Origin of the sequence: Mangrovibacillus cuniculi, assembly GCF_015482585.1 — a bacterium.
Taxonomy (GTDB): Bacteria; Bacillota; Bacilli; order Bacillales; family R1DC41; genus Mangrovibacillus; species Mangrovibacillus cuniculi.
Genome location: NZ_CP049742.1, coordinates 2,871,079 through 2,889,013 on the forward strand (window position 1 = coordinate 2,871,079; position 17,935 = coordinate 2,889,013).

The 17,935-nt window shown below is 42.1% G+C and carries 12 protein-coding genes, 8 tRNA genes and 3 rRNA genes; 20 read left to right on the forward strand and 3 right to left on the reverse strand.

The window, feature by feature from the left end:
- Positions 1-108 precede the first annotated feature (108 nt).
- A complete protein-coding gene (gerD, locus tag G8O30_RS14575) occupies positions 109-786 on the reverse strand; it encodes a spore germination lipoprotein GerD (RefSeq protein WP_239672752.1) in 678 nt (225 codons plus the stop codon).
- Between the two features lie 144 nt (positions 787-930).
- On the opposite strand from gerD, the gene G8O30_RS14580 reads away from it, so the two are divergent.
- A complete protein-coding gene (locus G8O30_RS14580) occupies positions 931-1,572 on the forward strand; it encodes a KinB-signaling pathway activation protein (RefSeq protein WP_239672753.1) in 642 nt (213 codons plus the stop codon).
- Positions 1,573-1,703: 131 nt separating this feature from the next.
- Here G8O30_RS14580 and pdaB read toward each other — a convergent pair whose 3' ends face one another.
- Positions 1,704-2,453, reverse strand: a complete 750-nt coding sequence (pdaB, locus tag G8O30_RS14585; RefSeq protein WP_239672754.1) for a polysaccharide deacetylase family sporulation protein PdaB — start codon at positions 2,451-2,453, stop codon at positions 1,704-1,706.
- Positions 2,454-2,592: 139 nt separating this feature from the next.
- Between pdaB and G8O30_RS14590 the strand changes: the two genes are divergently transcribed.
- The 13 genes from G8O30_RS14590 (at position 2,593) to rocF (ending at position 10,452) form a co-directional block, all read left to right on the forward strand.
- On the forward strand, positions 2,593-2,829 hold the full coding sequence (locus G8O30_RS14590) for a hypothetical protein (protein WP_239672755.1): 237 nt from the start codon (positions 2,593-2,595) through the stop codon (positions 2,827-2,829).
- Between the two features lie 265 nt (positions 2,830-3,094).
- Positions 3,095-4,645: ribosomal RNA gene (locus G8O30_RS14595) — 16S ribosomal RNA — on the forward strand.
- A 206-nt stretch (positions 4,646-4,851) separates the two neighbouring features.
- A 23S ribosomal RNA gene (locus G8O30_RS14600) occupies positions 4,852-7,783 on the forward strand.
- A gap of 150 nt (positions 7,784-7,933) precedes the next feature.
- Positions 7,934-8,050: ribosomal RNA gene (gene rrf, locus G8O30_RS14605) — 5S ribosomal RNA — on the forward strand.
- The 16S, 23S and 5S rRNA genes sit together here with 8 tRNA genes alongside, the layout of an rRNA operon.
- A 9-nt stretch (positions 8,051-8,059) precedes the next feature.
- Positions 8,060-8,134 (forward strand) — tRNA-Asn (locus tag G8O30_RS14610).
- 2 nt (positions 8,135-8,136) lie between these two features.
- Positions 8,137-8,209, forward strand: a tRNA-Thr gene (locus G8O30_RS14615).
- Positions 8,210-8,228: 19 nt separating this feature from the next.
- Positions 8,229-8,303 (forward strand) — tRNA-Glu (locus tag G8O30_RS14620).
- A 20-nt stretch (positions 8,304-8,323) separates the two neighbouring features.
- A tRNA-Val gene (locus tag G8O30_RS14625) sits at positions 8,324-8,399 on the forward strand.
- 8 nt (positions 8,400-8,407) lie between these two features.
- Positions 8,408-8,483 (forward strand) — tRNA-Thr (locus G8O30_RS14630).
- A 7-nt stretch (positions 8,484-8,490) separates the two neighbouring features.
- A tRNA-Tyr gene (locus tag G8O30_RS14635) sits at positions 8,491-8,575 on the forward strand.
- A gap of 99 nt (positions 8,576-8,674) precedes the next feature.
- Positions 8,675-8,749 (forward strand) — tRNA-Gln (locus G8O30_RS14640).
- 6 nt (positions 8,750-8,755) lie between these two features.
- Positions 8,756-8,828, forward strand: a tRNA-Lys gene (locus G8O30_RS14645).
- Between the two features lie 724 nt (positions 8,829-9,552).
- Positions 9,553-10,452 carry an arginase gene (rocF, locus tag G8O30_RS14650; protein ID WP_239672756.1) on the forward strand — a complete coding sequence of 300 codons (900 nt, stop codon included), beginning with the start codon at positions 9,553-9,555 and terminating at the stop codon, positions 10,450-10,452.
- Between the two features lie 58 nt (positions 10,453-10,510).
- Here the strand turns inward: rocF and G8O30_RS14655 are convergent, their stop codons facing one another.
- A complete protein-coding gene (locus G8O30_RS14655) occupies positions 10,511-10,678 on the reverse strand; it encodes an aspartyl-phosphate phosphatase Spo0E family protein (protein ID WP_239672757.1) in 168 nt (55 codons plus the stop codon).
- Positions 10,679-10,851: 173 nt separating this feature from the next.
- Between G8O30_RS14655 and sigW the strand changes: the two genes are divergently transcribed.
- The 6 genes from sigW (at position 10,852) to glmS (ending at position 17,933) form a co-directional block, all read left to right on the forward strand.
- The gene (gene sigW, locus G8O30_RS14660) at positions 10,852-11,415 is read left to right on the forward strand and encodes an RNA polymerase sigma factor SigW (RefSeq protein ID WP_239672758.1); all 564 of its coding nucleotides are present in this window, start codon (positions 10,852-10,854) and stop codon (positions 11,413-11,415) included.
- A 35-nt stretch (positions 11,416-11,450) separates the two neighbouring features.
- On the forward strand, positions 11,451-12,035 hold the full coding sequence (locus G8O30_RS14665) for an anti-sigma factor family protein (RefSeq protein ID WP_239674574.1): 585 nt from the start codon (positions 11,451-11,453) through the stop codon (positions 12,033-12,035).
- Between the two features lie 196 nt (positions 12,036-12,231).
- Entirely contained in the window at positions 12,232-13,059 is an 828-nt protein-coding gene (gene cdaA, locus G8O30_RS14670) for a diadenylate cyclase CdaA (protein ID WP_239672759.1), read from the forward strand.
- Positions 13,052-14,290: a CdaR family protein gene (locus G8O30_RS14675; protein ID WP_239672760.1), complete on the forward strand. Its 1,239-nt coding sequence runs from the start codon at positions 13,052-13,054 to the stop codon at positions 14,288-14,290. Before cdaA ends, G8O30_RS14675 begins: the two co-directional genes overlap by 8 nt.
- A 27-nt stretch (positions 14,291-14,317) precedes the next feature.
- Positions 14,318-15,670, forward strand: coding sequence for a phosphoglucosamine mutase (gene glmM / locus G8O30_RS14680; protein ID WP_239672761.1), 1,353 nt, complete (start codon positions 14,318-14,320; stop codon positions 15,668-15,670).
- A 460-nt stretch (positions 15,671-16,130) separates the two neighbouring features.
- Complete coding sequence (gene glmS / locus G8O30_RS14685; protein WP_239672762.1) at positions 16,131-17,933, forward strand: glutamine--fructose-6-phosphate transaminase (isomerizing); 1,803 nt, start codon at positions 16,131-16,133, stop codon at positions 17,931-17,933.
- Positions 17,934-17,935: the final 2 nt, after the last annotated feature.

Genomic DNA, 17,935 nt, shown 5'->3' on the forward strand with positions numbered 1-17,935 from the left:
CCTCTATAAGTAGAGAGGGGGTTTTTCTTCGTGTTTCAAATGTAACGTTAAATAGCATGCCATGGTTATAAATTATCTAAATAACTTAATTAGAAGTAGATATTAGGGTTATCCCCCGCCACTGCCTCCACCTTCTTCAGAAGAACCACCCTCTTGTCCAGCTCCTTTTTCTTCACTACCACCTTCTTCAGAAGAACCACCACCACCACTGCCACCACCAGACTCACCGCTTTTAGCCATTTCTTCCGCTGCTTTTAACACAATTTCTTGCATACGGACTTGTGTAGTAGGTAGGTTAAGTGTTTCTGTCACAACTGTTTGAAGATGTTCACGGTATTCTTTGCTTTTTAAAGCATCCATGATAGTTTTTTCAAATTCTGGATCTTTCATTACGTTAATCATCAGTTCCATGTATTCTGGATCTTTCAATAGGTCTTTTAACAGTTGTTCATTTTCTTTTTTCATGCTTTTAGACATAGTCTCAGCAAACTTTGGATCTTCGAATCGCTTTTGCCAAAACTCCGTACCCTTTTCAGAGGTAAGAGTAGTCTCTATGGTACTCTGTACAATTGCTTGATCCATAATAAGTTGTTGTTTCATTTTTTCTTCCGTTAAAATTTCTTCAATTGCTTTTTTTCCATCATCGGTCTTTAATATATCAACAATCATCTTCTTCGTTTGTTCATAATCCATTTGCCCACTATTTTCTTCTCCTCCACCCGAACATGCAGCTAACCAAGTAGAAAAGATACCAATTACCATGATAAAGTAAAAATTTTTCTTCACCTTATGTCCCTTCTCTCTACATAAAGAATGTAGTACTATCATTCGACAAAGAAGAAAAATTATTCGGAAGCGGAGGAAAGAGCCCAAATTTTCTATAGGTATGGTAAAATAAATGTAGAAATTTACAACACGGGGGATACGATTGTGACGAGTAGATATTGGGTTCGTTTGTTTGTAACCACTCTTTTTTTGGGAGGGCTTACATCTGGAGTGCTTGGTTTTATATTCAGATGGGACGAGTTTTCTACACACTTTGTTAATGTAGAAATTTCGGAAATTATAACGGCATTTTTATGGCTTGTTGGTGTAGGGTTTATCTTTAGTGTGATTAGCCAAATGGGTTTCTTCTCATATTTAACTATACACCGCTTTGGTTTAGGGATATTTAAAGGGCCGTCTTTATGGAACGGTGTTCAGTGGGTTATCATCGGGGTCGCTCTATTCGACTTAGTATATCTTAGGTACAATGCTTTTGCAGACGAAGGCGAAGGTCTAAGTTCTTATGTAACTTTTGCAGCAATTTTTGCGGTGATTTGTGTAATGATTGCTCTAGTTAAAAGACAACAAGCAAGACATACGTTTACCTCAGCATTCTTCTTTATGGTGGTAGCTACATTAGTAGAAGCTTTGCCAGCATTTCGAAGTAATGAAATGAGCTATGTTTACTTAATGGTATCTACACTGATTATTTGCAACGGATATCAGTTACTAAGATTGCCACATTATATTGAACTGTCTAAGAAAGCTACTAAAGAACGCTTAGATAGGAAAGCTGCACAAGCATAAAAGACTGTCGCAATTGCGACAGTCTTTTTTATGTTACGTTAACTACTCTTTACCAATCTTGTGATATTGCTTGCATTCTAAAGAGTGCTTCAGAAATTATTGGAGATCCTGGTGTAGTTTGATTTTCAATCTTAAGGTACTAATTTTGTTTTGATGTTTCCGTTAGAAAGAAGTGTACTTACTGTAACAAACTCACCCTTGTTTTTTAATTTGTTCAAGATTTCAGGGAGTGCCTTGGAAGTTTGTTTGGCAGCATCCGATGCGTGTAACAAAACAATGTCTCCTTTTTTTGTTTTAGAAGCGTTCTCAACAATTTTATCTACTCCTGGGTTTTTCCAGTCATCTGTTGTAATACTCCAATGTATTAAGCTAAATCCTAACTTATCGCTAATAGAAATAACTTTTTCATTGAAATGACCAGTAGGTGTTCTAAGTAGTTTTACATCTTTTACGTTTAATTTCGTGAAAACTTCTTGTGATTTTAAAATATCACGTTTAATCTTATCGTCTGGTAAATCAGTGTAATCAACGTAAGCATATCCAAGAGATCCGATTTCAAACCCACTTTTCTTGATGAGTTCCACTGTATCAGGATGTCTTTCCGCCCAAGAACCTGATAAAAAGAAAGTGGCCTGTTTAACGTTTTCGGAAACTAATTGCTCAATTATTGGTACGGCTTGCTTGTCACCCCATCCAATATTAAATGTGAGTGCAATACCATCTTTACCAGAATAAACAGCTCTGGTTCCATTATCCGTTTTAAATACAGTAGTAGTAGAAACGGTTTGTGTATACACAAATAGTGCAGTAAAGAAAGCAACGAGGACTACTAGCAGTCCTCTTTTCATTTTGGAACCATTAATTACGAAGAAAGAATTCATGAAAACCAACCCCTTAAACAGTCTTTGTAGTACATATATGTGGACAAACACTCTAAATATGCTAATTATTAATTTTTCGTGATTAAAAGTAATCAATTGGAAAATACTATATGTATTACAACTAAGGGGTGCGTGTGCAATGTTGGGTTTGTTAGTCAATAATAGAGAAGTTGAGGAAATTCAGTATCTGTTAAAAAGAGAGATGGATGAAATTTTATTTGATTTAAAAGATACTCGTATTGATCATATTGTAAAGAGAGCAATGGAAGAAAGGTATACAATTCTATTTGCTTTATTTAGACGTGTAGCAACTCATAAAGAGTGTATGCAATACATCCTACCAACTAAAAAGCAAAAGCAGAAAAAAGAAAGTTAATTTTTTATTAAAATAATGTTGACGTTAAAATCCTATCGTGATATATTATTATTCGTCGCTGATGAGCACTTACGAGTTGCTTGAAAGCGAAAAAATAATTTAAAATACTTGTTGACTTTAAGTGAGACATCGAGTATATTAAGAAAGTCGCTGAAAACGAGCGGCAAACATTGAACTTTGAAAACTAAACAAACCAAGTGCCAACGTTTAATTCAGTTGTTTCTATGAAACAACAAAACAAGTTTTTTATGAGCTAATCAAACATCTATTGGAGAGTTTGATCCTGGCTCAGGACGAACGCTGGCGGCGTGCCTAATACATGCAAGTCGAGCGGACTTGTGGGAGCTTGCTCCCGCAAGTTAGCGGCGGACGGGTGAGTAACACGTGGGTAACCTGCCTGTAAGATTGGGATAACTCCGGGAAACCGGGGCTAATACCGAATAACATCATTTGTCGCATGACAGATGATTCAAAGGTGGCTTCGGCTATCACTTACAGATGGACCCGCGGCGCATTAGCTAGTTGGTGAGGTAACGGCTCACCAAGGCGACGATGCGTAGCCGACCTGAGAGGGTGATCGGCCACACTGGGACTGAGACACGGCCCAGACTCCTACGGGAGGCAGCAGTAGGGAATCTTCCGCAATGGACGAAAGTCTGACGGAGCAACGCCGCGTGAGTGAAGAAGGTTTTCGGATCGTAAAACTCTGTTGTTAGGGAAGAACAAGTACCGTTCGAATAGGGCGGTACCTTGACGGTACCTAACCAGAAAGCCACGGCTAACTACGTGCCAGCAGCCGCGGTAATACGTAGGTGGCAAGCGTTGTCCGGAATTATTGGGCGTAAAGCGCGCGCAGGTGGTTTCTTAAGTCTGATGTGAAAGCCCACGGCTCAACCGTGGAGGGTCATTGGAAACTGGGAAACTTGAGTGCAGAAGAGGAAAGTGGAATTCCACGTGTAGCGGTGAAATGCGTAGAGATGTGGAGGAACACCAGTGGCGAAGGCGACTTTCTGGTCTGTAACTGACACTGAGGCGCGAAAGCGTGGGGAGCAAACAGGATTAGATACCCTGGTAGTCCACGCCGTAAACGATGAGTGCTAAGTGTTGGAGGGTTTCCGCCCTTCAGTGCTGCAGCTAACGCATTAAGCACTCCGCCTGGGGAGTACGGTCGCAAGACTGAAACTCAAAGGAATTGACGGGGGCCCGCACAAGCGGTGGAGCATGTGGTTTAATTCGAAGCAACGCGAAGAACCTTACCAGCTCTTGACATCCTCTGACAACCCTAGAGATAGGGCGTTCCCCTTCAGGGGACAGAGTGACAGGTGGTGCATGGTTGTCGTCAGCTCGTGTCGTGAGATGTTGGGTTAAGTCCCGCAACGAGCGCAACCCTTGATCTTAGTTGCCATCATTCAGTTGGGCACTCTAAGGTGACTGCCGGTGACAAACCGGAGGAAGGTGGGGATGACGTCAAATCATCATGCCCCTTATGAGCTGGGCTACACACGTGCTACAATGGACGGTACAAAGGGCTGCAAGACCGCGAGGTTAAGCCAATCCCATAAAACCGTTCTCAGTTCGGATTGTAGGCTGCAACTCGCCTACATGAAGCTGGAATCGCTAGTAATCGCGGATCAGCATGCCGCGGTGAATACGTTCCCGGGCCTTGTACACACCGCCCGTCACACCACGAGAGTTTGTAACACCCGAAGTCGGTGGGGTAACCTTTTGGAGCCAGCCGCCTAAGGTGGGACAGATGATTGGGGTGAAGTCGTAACAAGGTAGCCGTATCGGAAGGTGCGGCTGGATCACCTCCTTTCTAAGGATATATTACGGAACAGTACTTCTTCGGAAGTACTGACGTTCGGCACATACATTGGTTTGTTTAGTTTTGATGGTTCAATCCATCAAAACTTTTGTTCTTTGAAAACTAAATACTGTAAGACACCAAAGCAATTAAAACCGAGAATCGCCATCTTAAGATTTCTTTCCATTATGGTAAGAAAAAAATATAGCATTATTAACGGTTAAGTTAATAAGGGCGCACGGTGGATGCCTTGGCACTAGGAGCCGATGAAGGACGTCACTAACAACGATATGCTTCGGGGAGCTGTAAGTAAGCTTCGATCCGGAGATTTCCGAATGGGGAAACCCACTGTTCGTAATGGAACAGTATCCTTCTCTGAATACATAGGAGTTGGAAGGCAGACCCGGGGAACTGAAACATCTAAGTACCCGGAGGAAGAGAAAGCAAACGCGATTCCCTTAGTAGCGGCGAGCGAAACGGGAACAGCCCAAACCAAGAGGCTTGCCTCTTGGGGTTGTAGGACACTCTATACGGAGTTACAAAAGAACGAGGTAGATGAAGCGACCTGGAAAGGTCCGCAAGAGAAGGTAAAAGCCCTGTAGTCGAAATCTTGTTCTCTCCTGAGTGGATCCTGAGTACGGCGGAACACGTGAAATTCCGTCGGAATCCGGGAGGACCATCTCCCAAGGCTAAATACTCCCTAGTGACCGATAGTGAACCAGTACCGTGAGGGAAAGGTGAAAAGCACCCCGGAAGGGGAGTGAAATAGATCCTGAAACCGTGTGCCTACAAGTAGTTAGAGCCCGTTAATGGGTGATAGCGTGCCTTTTGTAGAATGAACCGGCGAGTTACGATTTCATGCAAGGTTAAGTTTTAGAAGACGGAGCCGCAGCGAAAGCGAGTCTGAATAGGGCGAATGAGTATGAGGTCGTAGACCCGAAACCAGGTGATCTACCCATGTCCAGGGTGAAGTTCAGGTAACACTGAATGGAGGCCCGAACCCACGCACGTTGAAAAGTGCGGGGATGAGGTGTGGGTAGCGGAGAAATTCCAATCGAACTTGGAGATAGCTGGTTCTCTCCGAAATAGCTTTAGGGCTAGCCTCACGTTGTAAGAGTCTTGGAGGTAGAGCACTGTTTGGACTAGGGGCCCCCATCGGGTTACCGAATTCAGACAAACTCCGAATGCCAATGACTTATCCGTGGGAGTCAGACTGCGAGTGATAAGATCCGTAGTCGAAAGGGAAACAGCCCAGACCACCAGCTAAGGTCCCAAAGTATACGTTAAGTGGAAAAGGATGTGGAGTTGCTTAGACAACCAGGATGTTGGCTTAGAAGCAGCCACCATTTAAAGAGTGCGTAATAGCTCACTGGTCGAGTGACTCTGCGCCGAAAATGTACCGGGGCTAAACGTATCACCGAAGCTGTGGATTCACACCGTTGGTGTGAGTGGTAGGAGAGCGTTCTAAGTGCGTCGAAGCTAGACCGGGAGGACTGGTGGAGCGCTTAGAAGTGAGAATGCCGGTATGAGTAGCGAAAGAAGGGTGAGAATCCCTTCCACCGAATGCCTAAGGTTTCCTGAGGAAGGCTCGTCCGCTCAGGGTTAGTCGGGACCTAAGCCGAGGCCGAATGGCGTAGGCGATGGACAACAGGTTGATATTCCTGTACCACCTCTCTTCCGTTTGAGCAATGGGGGGACGCAGGAGGATAGGGTATGCGCACTGCTGGATATGTGCGCTCAAGCAGTAAGACTGGTAACGAGGCAAATCCCGTTACCGTAAGGTCAAGCTGTGATGACGAGGGAATTATAGTACCGAAGTACCTGATTTCACACTGCCAAGAAAAGCCTCTAGCGAGGAAGAAGGTGCCCGTACCGCAAACCGACACAGGTAGGCGAGGAGAGAATCCTAAGGTGTGCGAGAGAACTCTCGTTAAGGAACTCGGCAAAATGACCCCGTAACTTCGGGAGAAGGGGTGCTCTGATAGGGTGAAAGCCCGAGAGAGCCGCAGTGAATAGGCCCAGGCGACTGTTTAGCAAAAACACAGGTCTCTGCGAAGCCGCAAGGCGAAGTATAGGGGCTGACGCCTGCCCGGTGCTGGAAGGTTAAGGAGAGGGGTTAGCTCACGCGAAGCTCTGAACCGAAGCCCCAGTAAACGGCGGCCGTAACTATAACGGTCCTAAGGTAGCGAAATTCCTTGTCGGGTAAGTTCCGACCCGCACGAAAGGCGTAACGATCTGGGCACTGTCTCAACGAGAGACTCGGTGAAATTATAGTACCTGTGAAGATGCAGGTTACCCGCGACAGGACGGAAAGACCCCGTGGAGCTTTACTGCAACCTGATATTGAATTTTGGTACAGCTTGTACAGGATAGGTAGGAGCCTTGGAAGCCGGAGCGGCAGCTTCGGTGGAGGCATTGGTGGGATACTACCCTGGCTGTATTGAACTTCTAACCCGCGCCCCTTATCGGGGTGGGAGACAGTGTCAGGTGGGCAGTTTGACTGGGGCGGTCGCCTCCTAAAAGGTAACGGAGGCGCCCAAAGGTTCCCTCAGAATGGTTGGAAATCATTCGTAGAGTGTAAAGGCACAAGGGAGCTTGACTGCGAGACCTACAAGTCGAGCAGGGACGAAAGTCGGGCTTAGTGATCCGGTGGTTCCGCATGGAAGGGCCATCGCTCAACGGATAAAAGCTACCCCGGGGATAACAGGCTTATCTCCCCCAAGAGTCCACATCGACGGGGAGGTTTGGCACCTCGATGTCGGCTCATCGCATCCTGGGGCTGTAGTCGGTCCCAAGGGTTGGGCTGTTCGCCCATTAAAGCGGTACGCGAGCTGGGTTCAGAACGTCGTGAGACAGTTCGGTCCCTATCCGTCGTGGGCGTAGGAAATTTGAGAGGAGCTGTCCTTAGTACGAGAGGACCGGGATGGACGCACCGCTGGTGTACCAGTTGTCTTGCCAAAGGCATCGCTGGGTAGCTATGTGCGGAAGGGATAAGTGCTGAAAGCATCTAAGCATGAAGCCCCCCTCAAGATGAGATTTCCCATTCGTAAGAAGTAAGATCCCTGAAAGATGATCAGGTAGATAGGTTCGAGGTGGAAGCATGGCGACATGTGGAGCTGACGAATACTAATCGATCGAGGACTTAACCAAGTCAAACTTGGTGATTCTCGGCAATACGCTTTGGTGGCGCGCAGTATTTAGTTTTGAAGGAATAAAGGTGAAAAAAACACTTGATTTTTTCTTCAAATATAGTAAAATAAATTTTGTCTTAAGAGACAAAAGAGATTTGAAGCAATAATGTCTGGTGGCGATAGCGAGAAGGTCACACCCGTTCCCATCCCGAACACGGCAGTTAAGCTTCTCAGCGCCAATGGTAGTTGGGGGATCTCCCCCTGTGAGAGTAGGACGTCGCCAGGCTTATATGATTCCGCAGTAGCTCAGTGGTAGAGCTATCGGCTGTTAACCGATCGGTCGCAGGTTCGAGTCCTGCCTGCGGAGCCATTGCTTCCATAGCTCAGCAGGTAGAGCACTTCCATGGTAAGGAAGAGGTCACCGGTTCGAGCCCGGTTGGAAGCTTATTTAATTTCACTTTACTGGCCCGTTGGTCAAGCGGTTAAGACACCGCCCTTTCACGGCGGTAACACGGGTTCGAATCCCGTACGGGTCACCATTTATACATATTAAAAATATGGAGGATTAGCTCAGCTGGGAGAGCACCTGCCTTACAAGCAGGGGGTCGGCGGTTCGATCCCGTCATCCTCCACCATATATTTTGCCGGTGTAGCTCAGTTGGTAGAGCAACTGACTTGTAATCAGTAGGTCGTGGGTTCGACTCCTATCGCCGGCACCATCCAAGTGGAGGGGTAGCGAAGTGGCTAAACGCGGCGGACTGTAAATCCGCTCCCTCAGGGTTCGGCGGTTCGAATCCGTCCCCCTCCACCACTTATTTACCTTTAATAGAGGTTTTTTTATTACTATTAATTCAGTAATTGGTTATGCATAGTATACTTTACTCTGGTTAAACTATTACTATCACATTATTGGGCTATAGCCAAGCGGTAAGGCAACGGACTTTGACTCCGTCATGCGTTGGTTCGAATCCAGCTAGCCCAGCCAATTTTAGAGCCATTAGCTCAGTTGGTAGAGCATCTGACTTTTAATCAGAGGGTCGAAGGTTCGAGTCCTTCATGGCTCATCACATAAAACTAGTCTACTTTTGTAGGCTAGTTTTTTTGTTACGTGATCAATAACAACTCATCGTTAGTCACGTGATGTGGTTGACTCTTAGATGAGTCTCCTTTATTTAATTAAAAATGATACTTTGTACAAAAGAGATACGTAATGGGATCTTAAATAGGTTTTCTTTTATGAAGATTACAGGTATGTGAGTTGAAAGGTGTTGTTCTATACTCATCTGGTGCGAGGAAATCCGCCGTGAGAAGAGAATAGGAGCGCTCTATACTCATCTGGCGCGAGGAAATCCGCCGTGAGAAGAGAATAGGAGCGCTCTATACTCATCTGGCTCGAGGAAATCCGCCGTGAGAAGAGAATAGAAGCTATCTATGCCCATCTGGCGCGAGAAAACCCTTAGCAAGAAAAGAATATGGCCCCTACAAGCACTCATGCACCAAGATAACAATGAGAGAAAGCATAAGAACATTTCACACTTCCCCTCAGTAATAAGTTTATGGACATAAAGAAATTTATTTTTAAAAGTGGCGCTAGAAGCAGACCCTACATATACCGAATGGACAAATTGGAGAATTGTCTCTCTATACTTCACCATACAAGCTAAGATTGATATAAAACGACTAAATATAAAATTATATATTCTGAATAGTTATGCAAAATTTTGTTGAGTTGAGTCATGTTCCTATTTACTCTTACAATAGAAGAAAGATAAAAAGGGGGAAACATTCATGAAATCAATCTCTTTAATAGGTGTACCAATGGATTTAGGTCAAATGAGACGTGGAGTAGACATGGGGCCTAGTGCTATCAGATATGCAGGTGTAGTAGAACGTTTAGAAAACATCGGTCATACAGTAAGAGATCGAGGGGATGTTTTAATTGAAGCAGCTGAAAGAGTGCAAGACCCTTCTACTAATTTGAGAAATTTGAAAGCGGTTGCTAAAGGGAATACGGAGCTGGCCATAACGGTTGATAAAGTTATTACTGAAGGGGACTTTCCTTTAGTACTAGGTGGGGACCATAGTATTGCGATGGGCACAATTGCTGGGCTAGCAAGGCATTATAGTAATTTAGGGATTATTTGGTATGATGCACATGGAGATTTAAACACTGGAGAAACCTCTCCATCTGGTAATATACACGGGATGCCACTAGCGGTTAGTTTAGGAATAGGTCACCCGACTTTAACTTCCATACACGGTGATTCTCCAAAAATAAAACCGGAGAATATTGTTATCATTGGAGCAAGATCTCTAGATGAGGGAGAACGAACGTTAATTAAGGAAAAAGGAATTAAGGTATATACCATGCATGAGGTAGACCGTCTTGGAATGACTCAAGTAATGGATGAAACTATCAGTTACTTAAAAGAAAAGAATCTAGATGGGGTGCATTTATCTTTAGATTTAGATGCGTTGGATCCACAAGAAGCACCAGGGGTAGGAACACCGGTTCCAGGTGGAGCTACTTATAGAGAAAGTCACTTGGCTATGGAGATGTTAGAAGAGTCAAAGTTAATTACTTCAGCTGAATTTGTAGAAGTAAATCCTATTCTAGATGAGAAAAACAAAACTGCGGCTACAGCAGTTGCTCTCATTGGCTCTTTATTTGGTGAGAAGCTTTTGTGATAGAAAGAAAACACACCTGAAAATGAGTGGTTACTGTTCACGTAACAAAAAAAGAATGTCAGGACTTCCTGACATTCTTTTTATTATTTTCTAGCCATAGTTGATTTAATAGTTGATCTAGTTCTACACTTGCTGCAACTACTTCTGAGTGTGCAAAGGAATACTTTGAAGCGAGTTTCACCATCTTTTGACGACAATATTCAATATGTTCTTCTAAACTCTTCATCAGTCATTCCTCCTGCAAATGGTATATATATACTTTATCCCCTTTTTACAAAAAGTACAAACATATATAGTAAAAATTTGTTAGAATAAACCTATAAATTATTTTTAGAACGGTGAAACTTTTTTGAAACCTATACGTATAAAAGGTAGCCGCAGAGGCGGAGGGTATAGAAAATGGACTTACTAGTAAAGAAGAGAATTAAACAGGTATTAGCTGGTGATCAGAATGCGTATGGTGAAATTGTTGAACTTTACAAAGATAAAGTCTTTCAATTATGCTATCGAATGCTTGGTAACCGTCATGAAGCGGAAGATATGGCACAAGAAGCGTTTATTCGTGCATATGTAAATATTCATACGTATCATCTTGATCGGAAATTTTCCACGTGGTTGTTTCGGATAGCCACTAATGTATGTATTGACCGTATCAGAAAGAAAAAGCCTGATTACTATTTAGATGCAGAGGTTGCAGGGACGGAAGGTTTAACGATGTATTCTCAAATTGCTTCTACGGAATTAAAACCTGATGAAGAAGTAGAACAATTGGAGATAGGTCATACAATACAACAAGAGATAATGCAATTGCCAGAAAAGTATCGATCAGTTATTTTATTAAAGTATATGGAAGAATTGCCTTTACAAGAGATTAGTGAAATATTAGATATGCCTCTTGGAACTGTGAAGACGCGTATACACCGAGGAAGAGAAGCGCTTCGCAAACGATTAAGACACTTATAAAGAGGTGAAAGACCTTGACGCGATGTTCAGATGAAATGATCAATGCTATGCATGATTATTTAGATGGCGATTTATCGGTAGAAGAACAACAACAGTTAATGGCGCATTTAAATCAATGCCAGGACTGTTTAGAGCATTTTAATGAATTGAAAAAAGTTATTGCACTTGTCCAGAGTACTTCTCATATTAGTGCACCAGATAATTTCACACAGAATGTATTAGATAAACTACCGAAAGAGAAAAAACGTATCGGTGCAAAGAGATGGTTACAACAATACCCTCTATTATCCGCGGCTGCTATGTTTATTGTTTTGATGGGTGGCAGTTTATTTACTACTTGGAACGGAACAGATGAGTTCTCCTATACAAAGCAACCTAATTTGGTTGCTAGTGGTGATACTGTAGTGGTTCCACCAGGTGAAACGGTTCAAGGTGATGTAATCGTGCGAAACGGTAACATCAAAATTGAAGGAAAAGTAGATGGAAGTGTTACTGTTATAAATGGCGATAAATACTTAGCTTCTGCTGGTTCCGTAACTGGTGAGATTGAGGAGATTGATCAAGCATTCGAATGGTTGTGGTACCAGATGAAAAAGTTAGGAAAACAATTTGTGCCATAAAAGTAGGACAAACCGGGTGAGTCGGATAGATGATTCACCTGGTTTTGTTTAGTTAAGGAAAGGTATTTACATCATGAATTTATCATTAACTCGTAACATGACCGTAATTACGTTTTTATTTTCCAGTATGCTATAATGAAAAAGATACCCCTATTCCTACGCATCAAAAGATGATTATATAGATGGAGGATGAAATATGCCTTTTGAAGACTTTATGATGTTAGACTACATGACTAACATCATTGATATATTATTAGTTTGGTTTGTCATATATAAAATAATTATGGTAATCAAGGGGACCAAAGCGGTTCAGCTATTAAAAGGGATCTTTGTTATTATCATTGTTCAAACACTTAGTGTGTTCTTAGGATTTGATACGCTTAGTGCGATGATGGAACAAGTAATCGAGTGGGGTTTCTTGGCCATTATAATTATCTTCCAGCCTGAGTTGAGGAGAGCATTAGAGCAACTTGGAAGAGGAAGACTTTTCGCTAGAAGTGGCAATCAAGAAGAAGAAGAAACGAAATTAATTATTGACCATATTGGTACGTCTATAAGCTATATGGCAAAACGTCGTATCGGCGCGCTTTTATCAATCGAGCGTGAAACTGGATTAGGTGATTACATAGAAACAGGAATACCTCTTCAGTCTAAAATTACGTCAGAACTTCTAATTAACATCTTCATACCTAATACTCCATTGCATGATGGAGCGGTGGTGTTACAAAAAAATCAAATTGCTGCAGCAGCTTGTTATCTCCCTCTCTCGGAGAGTGCCTTTATTTCAAAGGAACTGGGTACTAGACACAGAGCAGCAATTGGAATAAGTGAAGTAACAGATGCTATTACCATTGTTGTTTCTGAGGAAACGGGAGCAGTGTCATTAACGAAAAATGGTGAGCTACATCGTGGGTTGAGTGTGGAAGATTTAAAGAGTCTATTATCAGAAGAGTTGTTATCTTCTTCAAAATCAAAACAAAACAACTCCTCACTATTCTCGATGAGGGGGAAGCGTAATGATTGATAAGTTTATGGAAAGTAAATGGTTTATGAGAGTAGTGGCACTACTGTTAGCATTACTCCTGTATTCATCCGTTAATTTTGACCAAGATCAATCTCCCCAGACTGCTAGTAGTTCTGATAGCTTGGAAGTGATTGAAGAAGTACCAGTGGATGTTATTTACGATAATGAAAACTTTGTAGTGACAGGAGCTCCATCAACGGTCACGATGACAATTGAGGGCCCTCGGGCAATTGTGCAGTCTACTCGAGCACAAAAAGAATATGAAGTATTTATTGATATGTCTAATGCAGACATAGGCGAAGTAAATGTTCCTATACAAGTAAGGAATATTTCCGAGAAGCTAACAGTTACCTTAGATCCAACGTATGCAGATGTTTCTTTACAAGAAAGAGTATCGAAGGAATTCTCTGTAGAAGCAGAATTCGATACGTCCCAACTTGCAGAAGGATTTGAATCTGATACCCCTATTGTGGATCCAACGAAAGTAACAATCGTCGGTGCAAAAAATGTAATAGATCAAATCACGTATGTAAAAGCTGCCTTAAATATCGGTTCTGAAGTAGATGAAACGATATTAACCAATGCTCCTATCAGAGTGCTGGATAGAGATCTAAATCTATTAAATGTAGTGGTAGAGCCCGCTAGAGTGGAAGTTAGAGTACCAGTACGAAACCCTAGTAAGACAGTTCCTGTTGAAATCGTTCAATCAGGTAAACTACCAGATGGAGTTACACTGAACTCTATTAGTACAGATGTAAAAGAAATTACTTTGTACGGCCGACAAAGCGTTCTAGATCGAATCGAACGTTATGAGGTGAAAGTAGATGTAACCAAATTGGAAGAAGACGATGTGGTAAATATACCGGTTAATCTACAAGACGGTTTAAATCGAGCAAGTGAAGACGAAATTCCGGTACAGGTAGACATTACAAAGGAAGAAGAGAGAACGTTCTCTGATGTTTCCATCTCTACTTCTGGATTAGAGAATGGTCTAGAAGTAGAGTTTGTTACTCCTAAAAATGGACGTACGAACGTTACAGCTTCAGGAGAGTCTACCATTGTACAAGAATTAGAGGGTTCTGCTTTTACTTTACTATTAGATTTAAGTGGCTTAGAAGCAGGAGAACATACTATTCCTATAGATGTAGATGGACCGGACAATGTAGTTTGGTCTTTCCCGTCAAAGAATGTAACGATTAGAATAATAGAACCAGACAGTGAAAACGCCTAGGCGTATCGATAAAGGAGAGAATGAACTATGGGTAAATATTTTGGAACAGATGGCGTACGTGGTATTGCTAATACGGAATTATCGCCGGAGTTGGCATTTCGTTTAGGTCGCTTTGGAGGATACGTATTAACAAAGAATACAAAGCAGCAGCGTCCGAAAGTGATTATCGGACGTGACACACGTATTTCTGGCCACATGTTAGAAGGTGCATTAGTTGCTGGATTGCTATCCATTGGAGCTGAAGTCATGCGTTTAGGGGTCATTTCGACACCTGGAGTAGCTTATTTAACAAAAGCGCTTGGAGCACAAGCGGGAGTGATGATTTCTGCATCACATAATCCTGTTGCGGATAATGGTATTAAGTTCTTTGGTCCAGATGGTTTTAAACTATCTGATAGCCAGGAAGCGGAAATTGAAGAATTACTAGACCAAGTAAAAGATACGCTACCTCGTCCTGTTGGAGGAGATTTAGGACAAGTAAGCGATTATTTTGAAGGTGGACAAAAGTATCTTCAGTACTTAAAACAATCTGTTGATGAAGAGTTTACAGGTATTCACGTAGCGCTTGATTGTGCTCATGGCGCAACAAGTTCTTTAGCAGCACATTTGTTTGCAGATTTAGACGCAGATATTACTACGATGGGTGCTACACCTGATGGGTTAAACATCAATGAAGGCGTTGGATCTACTCATCCTGAGAAGCTAGCAGAACTAGTGTTAGAAAAAGGAGCAGATGTAGGACTTGCATTTGATGGAGATGGTGACCGTCTAATTGCAGTAGATGAAAAAGGACAAATTGTTGATGGTGACCAAATTATGTTTATCTGTGGTAAATATATGAAGCAAGAAGGCCGCTTAAAACACTCTACTGTCGTGTCTACAGTTATGAGTAATCTAGGTTTCCATAAAGGACTAGAAGAACTGAATATTGAAGGTGTTCAAACAGCTGTAGGTGATCGCTATGTTGTAGAAGCGATGAAAGAAAATGGGTATAACTTAGGTGGAGAACAATCTGGTCATATTATTTTCTTAGATTATAATACAACTGGTGATGGTCTACTAACTGGGTTGCAGTTAGTAAACATTATGAAAGCAACGAAAAAATCGTTATCAGAGCTTGCTGGTGAGATGAAGCAATACCCTCAGAAGTTAGTAAACGTTCGTGTAACGGATAAGCATGCAGTAACAGATAATGACAAAGTAGCAGAAGTTATTCGTCAAGTGGAGGAAGAAATGGGTGGTAACGGGCGTATTCTAGTTCGTCCATCTGGAACAGAGCCATTAGTTCGAGTAATGGCAGAAGCACCTACACAAGAAGCGTGTGATACATTTGTTGACCGTATTGCAGAAGTAGTAAAAGAAGAAATGGGATTATCTTAAAAGATTTTGTAACCTTTTCAAACTCGATACGTCTAAACTATATGCAGAGAGCGCACAGAATAATGGCTCTCTGCATATTCTTTGTTAGGAGTCGTATCTTACCACTAAAGGGTTTACACATTTTCGTTGACGATTTCGGAAATGATAAGGTAAGATAGATTCTGTTGTTTGAGAAAATGTAAATAACAAGGATTTACAAAGAACTCATTCGACAGGTTAAAGCGCCTGAACTACCATCTGGAGCGAACGGATTGTAGTTGACGAGGAGGAGGTTTATCGAAAGTTCGGCGGATGCCTCCCGATGTCGCACAGCATTGTAACGTGAAGTCTTAAACCATTGGGGTGACCTGATGCACAAAGGACGGAACATGTGCAACCATATAACGAGATAAGGGGACGGTTTACTTGTCCCCATGGGAAGTAAATTTGTCCTCTTATCCATAGAGGAGGAAATTGTAATATGTGTGGTATCGTAGGGTATATTGGAACGCAGGACACGAAAGAAATCCTTTTGAAAGGCTTAGAAAAACTAGAGTATCGTGGTTATGATTCTGCTGGTATTGCCGTTCAAAACGAAGAAGGTGTTCATGTATTTAAAGAAAAGGGTCGTATTGCTGACTTACGTGAAGTAGTAGCAAGTGATGTGTCCGCACAAACTGGTATTGGACATACACGTTGGGCAACTCATGGAGCTCCAAGCCGTCACAATGCTCACCCTCACCAAAGTACATCTGGTCGTTTCACTTTAGTTCACAATGGAGTAATTGAAAACTATTCTATCTTAAAGCGTGAATATCTTGCTGATGTAACGTTTGAAAGTGATACAGATACAGAAGTTATTGTACAGTTAGTAGATAAATTCTCTAAGGAAGGTCTTTCTACAGAGGAAGCATTCCGTGCTACATTAAAGCTTGTAAAAGGTTCGTATGCACTTGCTTTAATTGATGCAGAAAACGAAGAAACCATTTTTGTTGCAAAAAATAAATCTCCACTATTAGTAGGAGTTGGAGATACATTTAATGTTGTGGCATCTGATGCCATGGCAATGATACAAGTAACAGATCAATTCTTAGAGTTAATGGATAAAGAAATGGTTATTGTTACTCGTAATGAAGTAACGATTCAATCTCTTGAGGGTGAGATTCGTACTCGTGAGCCTTATACAGCAGAACTTGATGCTAGTGATATTGAAAAAGGTACGTACCCTCATTACATGTTAAAAGAAATTGATGAGCAACCGCTTGTGATGCGTAAAATTATTCAAGCGTACCAAAACGATCAAAACGAGTTAACAATTGATGCAGATATTCTTGCAGCAATGGATCAGTCGGATCGAGTGTATATTGTTGCTTGTGGAACTAGTTACCATGCAGGACTTGTAGGTAAACAGTTTATTGAAAAATTGGCTGGAGTACCTGTAGAAGTGCATGTGGCTTCTGAATTTGTTTATAACATGCCATTATTATCAGAGAAACCATTATTTATTTTCATTTCTCAATCCGGTGAAACAGCAGATAGCCGTGCGGTACTTGTAGAAGTGAAAAAGCTTGGTCACAAAGCGTTAACAATTACGAATGTACCAGGTTCAACCTTATCTCGTGAAGCAGATTACACGTTATTATTACACGCTGGCCCAGAGATCGCAGTAGCTTCTACAAAAGCGTATACTGCACAGATCGCAGTTTTATCTATTCTTTCTGCGGTAACAGCAAAAGCAAAAGGTCGTGAACTTGGCTTTGACCTTGTAACAGAGCTAGGTATTGTAGCGACTGCTATGGAAGCATTATGTGATCAAAAAGAAGAGATGGAAGAAATCGCGCGTGAGTTCTTAGCAACTACTCGTAACTGTTTCTTCATCGGTCGTTCTTTAGACTACTATGTTGGTCTAGAGGGAGCGTTAAAATTAAAAGAGATCTCTTACATCCAAGCAGAAGGTTTTGCTGGTGGAGAGTTAAAGCACGGTACAATTGCATTGATTGAAGAAGGTACACCAGTTATTGCGTTATCTACTCAAGAAAATGTGGATTTAAGTATCCGTGGAAACGTGAAAGAGGTAGCGGCACGTGGAGCAAATCCATGTATTATTTCAATGAAAGGCCTAGAAACAGAAGAAGATCGTTTTGTTCTTCCGGCCGTTCATGAGATCTTAACTCCGCTAGTATCGGTTATTCCTTTACAATTAATTTCTTATTATGCGGCACTTCACCGCGATTGTGACGTTGATAAGCCTCGTAACTTGGCGAAGTCTGTTACTGTAGAATAATA

What these genes read in the sequence shown, in the direction of transcription:
- rocF (WP_239672756.1), top strand. Translation starts at nt 9,553, where the DNA reads ATGAAATCAATCTCTTTAATAGGTGTACCAATGGATTTAGGTCAAATG.
- G8O30_RS14675 (WP_239672760.1), top strand. Translation starts at nt 13,052, where the DNA reads ATGATTGATAAGTTTATGGAAAGTAAATGGTTTATGAGAGTAGTGGCA.
- glmM (WP_239672761.1), top strand. Translation starts at nt 14,318, where the DNA reads ATGGGTAAATATTTTGGAACAGATGGCGTACGTGGTATTGCTAATACG.
- G8O30_RS14665 (WP_239674574.1), top strand. Translation starts at nt 11,451, where the DNA reads ATGATCAATGCTATGCATGATTATTTAGATGGCGATTTATCGGTAGAA.
- G8O30_RS14590 (WP_239672755.1), top strand. Translation starts at nt 2,593, where the DNA reads ATGTTGGGTTTGTTAGTCAATAATAGAGAAGTTGAGGAAATTCAGTAT.
- glmS (WP_239672762.1), top strand. Translation starts at nt 16,131, where the DNA reads ATGTGTGGTATCGTAGGGTATATTGGAACGCAGGACACGAAAGAAATC.
- pdaB (WP_239672754.1), bottom strand. Translation starts at nt 2,453, where the DNA reads ATGAATTCTTTCTTCGTAATTAATGGTTCCAAAATGAAAAGAGGACTG.
- cdaA (WP_239672759.1), top strand. Translation starts at nt 12,232, where the DNA reads ATGCCTTTTGAAGACTTTATGATGTTAGACTACATGACTAACATCATT.
- G8O30_RS14655 (WP_239672757.1), bottom strand. Translation starts at nt 10,678, where the DNA reads ATGAAGAGTTTAGAAGAACATATTGAATATTGTCGTCAAAAGATGGTG.
- sigW (WP_239672758.1), top strand. Translation starts at nt 10,852, where the DNA reads ATGGACTTACTAGTAAAGAAGAGAATTAAACAGGTATTAGCTGGTGAT.